General features: G+C 49.2%; 9 protein-coding genes. 5 read left to right on the top strand and 4 right to left on the bottom strand.

Going from position 1 to position 13,123, the window contains the following annotated elements; all coding sequences use genetic code 11:
• The first annotated feature begins 110 nt into the window (after nucleotides 1-110).
• The 5 genes from HMPREF3091_RS21485 to HMPREF3091_RS21465 all read left to right on the top strand — a co-directional run bounded on the left by HMPREF3091_RS21485 (nucleotide 111) and on the right by HMPREF3091_RS21465 (nucleotide 8,018).
• Nucleotides 111-3,887, top strand: a complete 3,777-nt coding sequence (locus HMPREF3091_RS21485) for a nitrate reductase subunit alpha (RefSeq protein WP_070718953.1) — start codon at nucleotides 111-113, stop codon at nucleotides 3,885-3,887.
• A complete protein-coding gene (gene narH / locus HMPREF3091_RS21480) occupies nucleotides 3,884-5,440 on the top strand; it encodes a nitrate reductase subunit beta (RefSeq protein WP_070718950.1) in 1,557 nt (518 codons plus the stop codon). The genes HMPREF3091_RS21485 and narH overlap by 4 nt, the downstream gene beginning before the upstream one ends.
• Entirely contained in the window at nucleotides 5,440-6,162 is a 723-nt protein-coding gene (narJ, locus tag HMPREF3091_RS21475) for a nitrate reductase molybdenum cofactor assembly chaperone (RefSeq protein ID WP_070718948.1), read from the top strand. The genes narH and narJ overlap by 1 nt, the downstream gene beginning before the upstream one ends.
• Nucleotides 6,159-6,836 carry a respiratory nitrate reductase subunit gamma gene (narI, locus tag HMPREF3091_RS21470; RefSeq protein WP_004091873.1) on the top strand — a complete coding sequence of 226 codons (678 nt, stop codon included), beginning with the start codon at nucleotides 6,159-6,161 and terminating at the stop codon, nucleotides 6,834-6,836. Before narJ ends, narI begins: the two co-directional genes overlap by 4 nt.
• 225 nt (nucleotides 6,837-7,061) lie before the next feature.
• Complete coding sequence (locus tag HMPREF3091_RS21465; RefSeq protein ID WP_070718943.1) at nucleotides 7,062-8,018, top strand: LysR family transcriptional regulator; 957 nt, start codon at nucleotides 7,062-7,064, stop codon at nucleotides 8,016-8,018.
• Nucleotides 8,019-8,054: 36 nt separating this feature from the next.
• Here HMPREF3091_RS21465 and HMPREF3091_RS21460 read toward each other — a convergent pair whose 3' ends face one another.
• The 4 genes from HMPREF3091_RS21460 to HMPREF3091_RS21445 all read right to left on the bottom strand — a co-directional run bounded on the left by HMPREF3091_RS21460 (nucleotide 8,055) and on the right by HMPREF3091_RS21445 (nucleotide 13,000).
• A complete protein-coding gene (locus HMPREF3091_RS21460; protein ID WP_118937827.1) occupies nucleotides 8,055-8,762 on the bottom strand; it encodes a GntR family transcriptional regulator in 708 nt (235 codons plus the stop codon).
• Between the two features lie 155 nt (nucleotides 8,763-8,917).
• Nucleotides 8,918-9,943 carry a 3-dehydro-L-gulonate 2-dehydrogenase gene (gene yiaK / locus HMPREF3091_RS21455; protein WP_070718941.1) on the bottom strand — a complete coding sequence of 342 codons (1,026 nt, stop codon included), beginning with the start codon at nucleotides 9,941-9,943 and terminating at the stop codon, nucleotides 8,918-8,920.
• Between the two features lie 10 nt (nucleotides 9,944-9,953).
• Nucleotides 9,954-11,423, bottom strand: a complete 1,470-nt coding sequence (locus HMPREF3091_RS21450) for a mannitol dehydrogenase family protein (RefSeq protein ID WP_070718939.1) — start codon at nucleotides 11,421-11,423, stop codon at nucleotides 9,954-9,956.
• 11 nt (nucleotides 11,424-11,434) lie between these two features.
• Nucleotides 11,435-13,000 (bottom strand): MFS transporter, encoded by a 1,566-nt coding sequence (locus HMPREF3091_RS21445; protein ID WP_070718937.1) that lies wholly within the window; start codon nucleotides 12,998-13,000, stop codon nucleotides 11,435-11,437.
• Between the last annotated feature and the right edge of the window lie 123 nt (nucleotides 13,001-13,123).

The raw sequence follows: 13,123 nt of genomic DNA, 5'->3' as shown, positions 1-13,123 counted from the left end.
CAAGTTCCGCGCGCGTAACGGTCGGTAGGCTGAGCCCAATCTGAGCAATGCATCATGCATATTTCACAATAATGACAGGGGCTTTAATCCCCGTATCAGGAGAACTCCGGATGAGCAAATTTCTTGACCGGTTCCGTTATTTCAAACAGAAAGGTGAAACGTTCGCTGACGGCCACGGCCAAGAATTGAACGTAAATCGTGACTGGGAAGACGGATACCGTAGCCGCTGGCAGCATGACAAAATCGTTCGTTCTACCCATGGGGTAAACTGCACAGGTTCATGCAGCTGGAAGATTTACGTCAAGAATGGCCTAGTCACTTGGGAAACCCAGCAGACGGACTATCCTCGTACACGCCCTGATTTGCCTAACCATGAGCCTCGCGGGTGCCCGCGTGGCGCAAGCTACTCTTGGTATCTGTATAGCGCTAACCGCGTGAAATACCCGATGATGCGTAAACGCCTGATGAAGCTTTGGCGCGAAGCAAAAGCACAGCATAGCGATCCGGTGGATGCATGGGCTTCTATCGTCAGCGACAGCGAAAAGGCGAAAGAATATAAGCAGGCGCGAGGCCGCGGTGGTTTCGTTCGCTCTAGCTGGAAAGAAGTCAACGAGCTGATTGCGGCGTCTAACGTTTACACCGCCAAACAGTATGGCCCAGACCGTATTATCGGCTTCTCACCGATTCCAGCGATGTCGATGGTTTCCTATGCCGCTGGTGCTCGCTATCTGTCATTAATCGGTGGCGTATGCTTGAGTTTCTATGACTGGTACTGTGATTTGCCACCGGCATCACCGATGACCTGGGGTGAGCAGACCGACGTTCCTGAATCCGCTGATTGGTATAACTCTTCTTATATCATCGCATGGGGCTCGAATGTTCCACAGACGCGTACTCCTGATGCGCACTTCTTTACCGAAGTTCGTTACAAGGGCACCAAAACCGTAGCTGTGACACCAGACTACGCAGAAATTGCCAAACTTTGCGATCAGTGGCTTAACCCTAAACAGGGCACCGACAGCGCGATGGCGCTGGCGATGGGGCACGTGATCTTGAAAGAGTTCCACGTACAACGTCAGACAGAATACTTTGCCGACTACGTGCGTACATACACCGATATGCCAATGCTGGTGCTGTTGGAACAGCGCGAGGGCGGACATTATGCCGCTGGTCGTATGCTGCGCGCCTCAGATTTGGTTGATGGTTTAGGTCAGGAAAATAACCCTGAATGGAAAACCGTGGCAATTAACCAAAATGGCGAACTGACCGCTCCACAGGGTTCTATCGGTTATCGCTGGGGCGAAAAAGGGAAATGGAACTTAGAACAACGCGATGGCACCAGCGGTGAAGAGGTTAAGCTACAGCTCAGTCTGCTGGATAATTATGACGAAATTGCTGAAGTCGGTTTCCCTTACTTTGGTGGTATCAAAACCGGTGAGAGCGATCCGTTTAACAGCGTTGAGCTGCAGGACATTCTGCTGCATAAACTGCCGGTAAAACGCCTTCAGTTAGCCGATGGTTCAAGTGCCTTAGTGACCAGCGTGTACGATCTGACATTAGCGAACTATGGCATTGAGCGCGGCTTAAACGATAACAACTGCGCGCAGAGCTATGACGATGTGAAAGCCTATTCTCCGGCGTGGGCTGAATTGGTCACCGGCGTAAGCAAAGAAAACATCGTACGTATTGCGCGTGAGTTTGCACAAAACGCAGAAAAAACGCACGGACGCTCGATGATTATCGTGGGGGCCGGTGTCAACCACTGGTACCACATGGATATGACCTATCGCGGTCTTATCAATATGCTGATTTTCTGTGGCTGCGTGGGGCAGAGCGGCGGCGGTTGGGCTCACTATGTTGGACAAGAAAAACTGCGTCCGCAAACCGGCTGGACCCCGCTGGCGTTTGGCCTAGATTGGCAGCGTCCACCGCGCCACATGAATAGCACCTCATTCTTCTATAACCATTCAAGCCAGTGGCGTTATGAAACGGTGGGTACCGAAGAGCTGTTATCGCCAATGGCGGATAAAACCCGCTTCAGCGCCAGCCTGATTGATCTGAACGTGCGCGCCGAGCGCATGGGCTGGTTGCCATCAGCACCACAGTTGGGAACTAACCCGCTGCACATTGCCGAGCAGGCGCGCGCGGCAGGGATGTCTCCGGTTGATTACACGGTAAAAAGCCTGAAAGACGGTTCAATTCGCTTTGCCGCTGAGCAGCCTGACGATGAGAAAAACTTCCCTCGTAACCTGTTTGTATGGCGTTCCAACCTGTTGGGGTCTTCCGGTAAAGGGCATGAATATATGCTCAAATATTTGCTGGGTACCGAACACGGAATTCAGGGGCAGGATTTGGGGCAGCCGGGTGGCGTCAAGCCTGAAGAGGTTGAATGGAAAGACAACGGCGGTGAAGGCAAGTTGGATCTGGTGGTGACTCTGGATTTCCGCATGTCGAGCACCTGTTTATATTCGGATATCGTGCTGCCAACGGCAACATGGTATGAAAAAGACGATATGAATACCTCGGATATGCATCCGTTTATTCATCCATTGTCTGCCGCCGTCGATCCTGCTTGGGAATCTAAAAGCGATTGGGAAATCTATAAAGGTATCGCCGACGCGTTTTCGCGCCTGTGTGAAGGACATCTGGGTAAAGAAACCGATATTGTCACCTTACCTATTCAGCACGATTCTGCCGCAGAGTTGGCGCAGCCGTTTGGCGTGAAAGATTGGAAAAAAGGTGAATGCGACCTGATTCCAGGGCAAACCGCGCCGCACATTATCGCAGTGGAGCGTGACTACCCAAACACCTATGCGCGCTTCACGTCTCTCGGCCCATTAATGGATACGCTGGGCAACGGCGGTAAAGGCATCAGTTGGAACACACAGACTGAGGTCGATTTCCTCAAACAGCTGAATTACACCCAGCCAGACGGCGCAGCAGCCGGCCGTCCTAAAATTGAAACGGCGATTGATGCCGCGGAAGTCATTTTGTCGCTAGCCCCTGAAACTAACGGCCAAGTTGCGGTGAAAGCATGGCAGGCCTTAAGCAATATTACGGGTCGCGACCATACGCATCTGGCGTTAAACAAGGAAGACGAGAAAATTCGTTTCCGCGATATTCAGGCGCAACCACGCAAAATTATCTCTAGTCCAACATGGTCTGGCTTAGAAGACGAACATGTATCTTACAACGCCTGCTACACCAACGTTCATGAGCTCATTCCTTGGCGTACGCTGAGTGGCCGCCAGCAGCTGTATCAGGATCATGAGTGGATGCGTGCCTTTGGGGAAAGCCTATTGGTATATCGTCCGCCTATTGATACTCGCGCTGCGTCGCCGGTCATGGGGAAAACGCCCAACGGTAATAAAGAGAAAGCGTTGAACTTCCTGACGCCGCACCAGAAGTGGGGGATCCACTCTACTTACAGCGACAACCTGTTGATGCTGACCCTAGGCCGTGGAGGCCCAATTGTTTGGCTGAGTGAAGAAGATGCCAAAGAGTTAGGTATCGAGGATAACGACTGGATTGAAGCCTTTAACGCCAACGGTGCCCTGACTGCACGTGCGGTGGTCAGTCAGCGTGTCCCTGCGGGTATGACCATGATGTATCACGCGCAAGAACGTATCGTGAATATTCCGGGCTCGGAAATCACTAGCCAGCGAGGGGGGATTCATAACTCCGTGACACGTATTTCACCGAAGCCGACACACATGATTGGCGGCTACGCTCAACTGGCCTACGGCTTTAACTACTACGGCACCGTGGGCTCTAACCGCGATGAATTTGTCGTGGTACGTAAGATGAATCGTATCGACTGGTTAGACGATGAAGGTAACGATTACACGCAAGATCAAAAGGATAGCCAGCAGGAGAAGGCCAAATGAAAATCCGTTCTCAAGTCGGTATGGTGCTAAATCTCGATAAATGTATTGGCTGCCATACGTGTTCTGTGACCTGTAAAAATGTCTGGACTAGCCGTGAAGGCACCGAATATGCCTGGTTCAACAACGTCGAAAGTAAACCGGGCGTGGGCTATCCCCACAACTGGGAAGATCAGGAAAAGTGGAAGGGCGGCTGGATCCGTAAGATCAACGGTAAACTCGAACCACGCATGGGGAACCGCGTTGGTTTACTATCTAAAATCTTCGCCAACCCTGATGTTCCGGGCTTAGACGATTATTACGAACCGTTTGACTACGATTATCATCATCTGCAAAACGCGCCAGAAAGCAAACATCAGCCCATTGCGCGCCCGCGTTCATTGATCACCGGTCAGCGCATGAAGAAAATCGAAAATGGTCCGAACTGGGACGACATTCTGGGCGGTGAGTTTGAAAAACGCGCTAAAGACCAGAATTTCGCCAACATGCAAAAAGAGATGTATGGTCAGTTCGAAAACACTTTCATGATGTATTTGCCGCGCCTATGTGAACACTGCCTGAATCCGGCGTGTGTAGCGACCTGCCCGAGTGGTGCAATTTACAAGCGTTCAGAAGACGGCATTGTATTGATCGATCAAGATAAATGCCGCGGCTGGCGCATGTGTTTGACCGGCTGTCCATACAAGAAAATCTACTTTAACTGGAAGAGTGGCAAATCGGAGAAGTGCATCTTCTGTTATCCACGCATTGAATCCGGACAGCCAACGATCTGTTCGGAAACCTGCGTGGGGCGTATTCGTTATTTGGGCGTACTGCTGTATGACGCAGATAAGATTGCCGACGCCGCTTCAGCAGAGAATGAGCAGGATTTGTATCAGCGTCAGTTGGATATTTTCCTCGACCCTAACGATCCTGCAGTGATCGAACAGGCGTTAAAAGATGGCGTGCCGCAGGGCGTGATTGAATCTGCCCAGAAATCACCGGTGTACAAAATGGCGATGGATTGGAAACTCGCTCTGCCATTGCATCCTGAATATCGTACGTTGCCGATGGTGTGGTATGTGCCGCCGTTGTCGCCTATTCAGTCGGCGGCGGATGCTGGGGCGTTACCTCATTCTGGCGTGCTGCCTGATGTCGAAAGTCTGCGTATTCCCGTCCAGTATCTCGCCAACTTATTGACCGCTGGTGATACCGCGCCGGTGTTGCTGGCGTTAAAACGTATGTTGGCAATGCGTCATTTCAAACGGGCTGAAACCGTGGACGGCGTCATCGACACCAGCGCGTTGGAACAGGTGGGGCTAACGGAGGCTCAGGCACAAGAGATGTATCGCTATTTGGCAATCGCCAACTATGAAGATCGCTTTGTGATCCCATCAAGCCATCGTGAACAGGCGCGTGAGGCCTTCCCTGAAAGTAAGGGCTGTGGCTTCAGCTTTGGTGATGGCTGCCACGGCAGTGATACCCAGTTTAATTTGTTTAATAGCCGCCGTATTGATGCCATCGACGTGACGCAAAAAACGCCGCGTGATGCGGATATTCATGGGGAGAAACGCTGATGATGACGCTACGCATTGTGGCTCGTCTGCTGGATTATCCCGATGAAGCCCTATGGGAAAACCAGCAGGAGCTGATCGCCGCGCTGGATGATGCGAATGAGTTAACGCTGGCGCAATCCGCTCAGTTGATGGCTTACATTCTTGACTTCACAAGCCATGATCTGATGGATGTACAGGCGCAGTACTGTGAGCTCTTCGATCGCGGGCGTGCCACTTCATTGCTGTTGTTTGAGCATGTGCACGGCGAGTCTCGAGATCGCGGTCAGGCGATGGTTGATTTAATGGCGCAATACAGCGCGGCAGGTTTAGAGATCGATAGCCGTGAACTGCCGGACTTTCTGCCAATGTATCTCGAGTTCCTCGCGAGCCGCGATCGTGAAACGGCGCGCCAAGGTTTACTGGATATCGTGCCAATTCTTGCTTTGCTGGGCGCGCGTTTAAAAGATCGTCAAAGTCATTACGCGACGCTATTAGATCTGTTGTTGGCGGTTTCCGGCACTCATGTTGAAAGTGAACAGCTTAGCGACAAAGTAGCTCAGGAAGCGCGGGACGATACTCCAGCGGCATTGGATGCGGTGTGGGAAGAGGAACAAGTGAAGTTTCTTGGTGAGGAAGGCTGTGCTTCGGCACAGCAAAATGCACATCAACGTCGCTTTGCCGGAGCGGTAGCGCCGCAGTATCTTAGTTTGGACGCCACGCCGGTGGCAGGAGAACGCCAATGAATTATCTCAACCAGTTCTTTTTTGATATCTATCCCTACATGGCGGGTGCCATTTTTATTATTGGCAGTTGGATACGCTACGACTATGGGCAATATAGCTGGCGTGCGGGCTCTAGCCAAATGCTGGATAAAAAGGGAATGCGTCTGGCCTCTAACCTATTCCATATTGGGATTTTAGGCATTTTTGCAGGGCATTTTCTTGGCATGCTGACGCCGCATTGGATGTATGAGTCGTTTCTTCCCGTGCCGGTTAAGCAGAAAATGGCGATGTTTGCAGGTGGTGCATGTGGTGTGATGATGTTGATTGGCGGCGTAATGCTGCTGAAACGTCGTTTAACTAACCCACGCGTACGCGCGACCTCAAGCGTTGGCGATATTCTGATTTTGACGCTGCTGGTGGTGCAAGTGTGCTTGGGGCTGCTGACGATTCCATTCTCAGCTCAGCATATGGACGGTAGTGAAATGATGAAGCTGGTGGCATGGGCACAGTCAATTGTGACTTTCCATACCGGTGCGGCAGAACATTTAGACGGCGTGGCACTCATTTTCAAGCTACATATTGTATTGGGACTTACGCTATTTGTGCTATTTCCATTCTGTCGTTTAGTGCACATCTGGAGTGTTCCTGTGGAATATTTAACGCGTCGATACCAGCTCGTTCGTAATCGCCATTAATCCTCTGATTTTTAACAAGCCTCGTATCTCATTAAGAATACGGGGCTTTTTTTTATCTCTTATAAAACTTAGTGACTTTTGCTCATTGCTCTTGCTACTGAACCTCGTTTAGTTGTTTATAATTGCTTAATGAGACATGTAGTTCCAGTTAATGGATTTAATTTAATTATCAATTAGGATGAAACCAATCAAATTAATGATCATTTAAATAAGAGCATATCCTATATGGCTGAGCGTACTGAACGTAATTCACTTAATAAAATTAAGGTTTTTGATCTTAATCTATTAACCATTTTTGAGATGGTTTATATCCATTCCAGTGTTAGCAATGCGGCAGCCTCCTTAGGGATGACGCCTTCAGCAGTGAGCCAGTCGCTACAAAAACTGCGTAATCATTTCTCGGATCCTCTGTTTATTCGAGAAGGTAAAGGGATTTCACCGACCACCGTGGCGGCGAACCTGCATGAGCAACTGGCTCAGAGTATGGGGCAGTTAAATAAGGCGATTAACCCAACGCCAGATATGGCTCTAAAAACTAAATTTGTGGTTTACGCGCCACCTTTTATGAGTATGGCGTTGTTACCTACCGTGGTACGTAGTTTGCAAAATGATGGGATGGATTATGAAATCGTGCACTACAGCTCTTACACCCAACGTAGTGGTACAGAAGAACTACTGAACTTCCGTAAAGCCGATATTATTTTTAGCCCAAGCCCGTATGTGAGCTTCTCAACGGTTTGTACGCCATGCTCAGTAGAACCGATGGCATTTATATGCCGCAATGATCACCCACGGCTTGGCGATACGTTAACTAAACATGATGTGGCCAATGAGCGTTTTACTTCGATGAATTTGGAAGAAGCTGAACTGTTAACGCATAAGGTAATGTTGAGCGAATTTTTAGGGGAACGTCACTTTTTATTTTCTAGTAATTCTATGTTGGGGATTATTAGCGTTATTGAAAATACCGATGCCATCGGTATCGTTCCACAAAGTTTATTGGATCGCTTTGGCTCATCATTTAAAGTTCGCACGCTAAAAACCGAGTTTGATATGCCAAAAACCACTATTTATATGATTTATAATAAAAGCTCTCTGCAAAACCGAGCGTTTACACACATGTTGGATCGTCTAAAGAGAGAGATCCCGACAACGTTAAATAGGCCAGTTGAAGATAGCTAAGTCTGTTATCAAGACACTATAAACTTAACGGTTGTTCTATAAATTTTCTTGCTCGAACCAATCCTGATTCTGCTGTTCGATTGGGGTGATGGTGTGGATCATCTCTTGAAGATGCACCAGCACAGCCTTTTCAGCGGATTCTGGATTGTGATCGGCAATCGCCTGATAGATTTTTTCATGCTGCGTAATCAGGCTTTCAGGAGGGGAGACTTTACTAAGCGTGAGAAAACGGACCCGATCCATCGTTGCTTTTATATTTTCAATGGTTTCCCAAGCGAGTGGGCAATCGGCTATTTCCGTTAATAGCTGGTGAAATTGGTCATCAAGCGCAAGAAACTCGCTGGTTTGATGATGCTGAGCCGCGAGTTTTTGTCGACTAATATTGTGTTCCAGCATCAGCAACTGCTCGGCGGTGGCTAACTCAGCGGCTCGCCGTGCGATACTGCACTCAATGGCACTGCGGATAAAACGTCCATCAGCAACGCGTTTCACGGAAATCTTCTGCACGAAAGTGCCACGCTGGGGCAGAATCTGTACTAAACCATTTTCAGCTAATTTGATAAATGCTTCTCGTACCGGCTGACGTGACACATTGAAACGGGTCGATATTTCCTTTTCTGACAACAATGTACCCGGCGGGATCGTGCATTCAACGATGTCTTTACGCAGGTAGCGATAAATTTGCTGATTGACTGGCAAATTGCCATTTAGGTCATAATTCTGCTGCGGAGTAAGCATTGACATGCGTATGGCGTCATTTTGTATTTAAGGGGGAAGTCGCATCAGTCTAGCATAAGTTTGCTAAAGATTTGCCGTTGTTGATACAGGGATTTAGCGAGAATAAATCGCTTGGATCATGGCTCCTCACTGGCGTATGAGGAGCCGGAATGTGTGTGCTTTTATCGCGCGTTTGTCGCCGCGAGTTTGAGAACGTCATCCCAAACGCCATCGTCTACTGGAATGCCCTCGGCGAGATTTTCTCTGCGCGTTTTGATTTCGAGTTCACCCGGATAATAAACGGCAGTTTGTCCCTCTGCGGGATCTGAGCTTTTCACATAGGCGGCCACGCTGTCGGCCATTTTATTGGTAAAGTCATGACCACCCAGTTGGCTCGGATCAAAAACCATAAATATTTGGCTAGCGCCGGTGCAGCTCCCTTTTTGAATCTTATCTATCCCGTTGGTGGGCTCTCCGGCAGACAGTAGCGCCGCCATCGCATCCAGCAGTATTGCCATGCTCGAACCTTTCCAATAGCCCGTCGGTAAGATACGCATGGATTGCTCAATCGGACCCGGTTCATCGGTTAAGTTGCCGTCTTTGTCGTAGCCACCGGGGAAGGGCAGTTTTTCACCTTTTAAGCGTGTGACCTGTAGTTTGCCATAGGCATATTGTGACATTGCCATGTCGAGCACCAAAGGGCCGCTTTCTCGCGGTACTGCCATCACAAACGGATTATTGCCTAGGCGAGTATTTTTCGCGCCCCAAGCAGGCATACAGGATTCGGTGTTGGTCCAGCAAATTGCCGCCAGCCCTTTTTCAGCGGCTTTCCACCCGTAGGTTCCGCCGCGCATCCAGTGGGTGGTGTTGCGCAGTGCGACAATACCGATACCGTTCTCTTTCGCTATTTTACTGGCTTGTTCTGTGGCAAACAGGGCATTTGTGACGCCAATTCCACGTTGACCGTCATAAATTTCGATAGCGCCAAGCGATTTAACCAAGCTGGGTTCGGCATCAATAGCAATCCAGCCTTGCTTCACGTAATCCACAAAACGCGCAACGCGGTTTAATCCGTGAGAATAAATGCCGTCGCAGCTAGATTCAGTATGGATCTGAGCACAGATATCGGCCTGTGCTGCGTTTAATCCCGCATTCATGAAGGCTTGTTTGACTGTGTTTTTCATTACATCGAATGTAATTCTTTGCATGTTGTACACCTTATTTTTTGAGCAGAACCAGATAGTGTGCGACGGTGGCTTTTGCCCCTTTTTCCAACAGGGCGCGATAGGCTGCGTGAACGGCTTGAGTGAATCGAGGTTGTTTGGCGAGGTCGTGACCAAAAATAGCGGTTAGCGACAGCAAGGCATCTATGCGGTTCACCCCCTGCGAAGAGCCATTGACGACGGTTTGGAGCTCAGCCAGCAGCGGATCGCTGATCTCAATGTGATTACCCTGTTCGTCGATACCGCCTACGTAGCGCATCCAACTGGCCACGCCCAGCGCCAGCAGCTCAAAGCTAGAGCCGTGACTGAGGTGCCAACGTACAGAGTCCAGCATGCGCTGCGGCAGTTTTTGGCTACCGTCCATGGCAATTTGCCAGGTGCGATGTTTCAACGCTGGATTCGCGTAGCGAGCTATCAGTGAATCCGCGTAGGCGGTGAGATCGATGTCTGGCACGTTTAGGGTGGGGGCCTGTTCATCCAGCATCAGAGTGCGAGCGGCGAGGCGATAGTTTTCGTCCTGCATGCAGTCGTTAATGTGTTCATAACCAGCCAGATAACCGAGATAAGCTAAAAATGAGTGGCTACCGTTTAGCATTCTCAGCTTCATTTCTTCATAAGGTAATACGTTGCTTACCAGTTCAGCCCCCACTTTTTCCCATGCGGGGCGACCTGCGACGAAATTGTCTTCGATGACCCATTGGCGAAATGGCTCACAGGCTACGCCAACGGGATCGGCCATGCCTAACTGTTGTTCTATCTGCGCTAACGTTGCGGTAGTGACTGCCGGAACGATGCGATCGACCATGGTTGACGGGAAAGTCACATTTTTCTCGATCCACTCAGCCAAATCTGGCGACTGGGCAGCGGCTAATCCACAAATGACATTGTGGGTGACATGACCATTTTCCGGCATATTGTCACATGACATCACGGTAAATGCGGGCAAATGAGCGGCGCGACGTTTAGCCAACGCGGCGACGATAACGCCTGCGGCAGAGAGTGGATGCTGTGGGTGCGCAATATCATGAATGATCAACGGATGTTCAAGATTAAGCACGCCGCTGGCGGGATAGTGGCAGTAGCCTTTTTCCGTGATTGTCAGAGAGACAATGGCAATTTCCGGCTGGCAGAGAGCGTCAAGAACGGCATCAATACCGTCAATTTGCGCATGTAATGCTTCGCGAACCACGCCCACTACCCGACATTGCCAACCTTGCTCTGACATTTCTGCGACGCTGAATAAGTTATCCTGCTGGTGCAAGTCTTGGATCTGTTGCTCGCCGCCAATTAGGTTGATCTCGCAGTATCCCCAGTCGCTGCCGTGTTCGGCAGCTAACCGATCGGCATAGACCGCTTGATGTGCACGATGAAAGGCACCAAAGCCAATATGTGCAATGCGCGGAGTCAGTCGTTCGCGAGAGTAGGTGGGAACGACGGCGTTAGCCTGCAATAAGGTCTGTTTCATAGTGATATCCATTAATCTTGACGAAGTGATGCTGGGATTGTTAACTCAGGAACCGCGACATCTTGAGTGGCGTTATTGGGCTCTCCACACCACAGCGTGTCGTAGCGATAGCCGGTGAGATCCTCTATAACGCTTCTGGTTTTTGCCTCCACGCTGAGTTTTGACCCACCGGCTTTTAGGCGATCGATTTCATCCACGAGAATTTTGTGGGTGGTCTTATTTAGGCGGAACGAAAGCGCCTGAACGAGTGCGCCGACCAACAGCAACGTGGTGCCGATAAATAACACCATGGCGATGGTATGAGTTGCCTCAGGGGGCTGTACCAAGCTGCCTTTTACAAAACCGCCAGTTTGCAGCAGGATGCCAACGATAAAAGTGGCGATAGCGACGGTGGTTTTGCGTGAGAAGGTCATTACAGCGGCAAATAGCCCTTCTCGGCGTTGGCGTGTGATCATTTCGTCCACATCAGGAATGAATGGGAAAACGTTCCACGGGGTGAATTCTAATATGCAGCGGCCAACCTGATAGAATGCCGCTAGCGCAATAAGGACAATGGCCTGATTTAATATTGGGAACAGATAGACGCAGAGCAATCCCCCAAGACAGAGAAGCATGATTGAATAGGCGAAAACATACAGCTTAGCAGGGCCATATTGAATCATGGCAACCCCAGCGAGCAGGGTGACAGGTAATCCAACAATGCTCAGAGAAAGTAGACTTGCGGCAAATGACGAGGAAATACTTAAACAATAGACACAGAAGAATACGAAAACGGTGTTATAGACATCTTTGGCGGTGAATGAGAGTAGATAAATGGATAGGTGTTTTCTGAAGGCTCTCACTTTTAAGGTTGAAATATAGTCTTTAAATAAATTTCCTACCGCTTTTATTTTCTCCTTGGCCGATCTTTTTATTTGAGATTTCTCCAGTTCTGCATACATTTCAGGCGTCAGTTCACGTTCCCATGTGACCTTCCAAGAAATAAATACGCATACCATAAAGACAATCGAAAAGGCGATTCCGTTGAATAAGTAAGCATTGGCATTTCCTTCACCAAAATGTTTAATCAGCAAACTAGGAATAAAAGTCGCTAAAAAAGTACCTAACGCTGAAATAAACATCCGGCAGGTGGAGAGTTTAGTTCTGGCGTTGAAATCTTTAGTCATCTCAGAGGGTAATGTTTCCCAAGGGATCAACACGATAGCGGCGATAATTTCAAAAGCGAGATAGATCGTGAGATAAAACCAGTAGTTCATTCCCGTTATCCATAGCAACGAGTACACCAGCATCAGCGGAGCACCAATTAACAGGAAAAAACGGCGGCGACCAAATTTTTTGCCTAAATAGGTTTTATAGAAGTGATCGGTAAAGCTACCCATAAATAAACTGACTATCGCATCGACAATGCGCGCAATCGCTACAATTGAGGCTGCTTCAATGGGGGTTAACCCAACGAAAGTGGTATAGAAGAACAACAGCCATGCACCAATGATAGTGAAAGCGCCACCGCCCATAATATCGGTAAGTCCATAACCAATACTGACGGGGATGGTTATTTTTCGAGTGATACGCGACATATAAAATCCTTTACTGGTTAATGTCGATATGAATTCGATTCTGTGTATACCCGTCATACTTCAAGCTGTATTTTTGTTGGCTATGTTCACTTACCCGAATCACTGACTAGAGTAAGCTCATCG

The sequence above is a fragment of the Hafnia sp. HMSC23F03 genome (genome assembly GCF_001816025.1).
In the GTDB taxonomy this organism is placed as follows: Bacteria; Pseudomonadota; Gammaproteobacteria; order Enterobacterales; family Enterobacteriaceae; genus Hafnia; species Hafnia paralvei.
The sequence above is the reverse complement of the archived record's forward strand: the minus strand, read 5'-3'. Positions and strand labels throughout refer to the sequence as shown.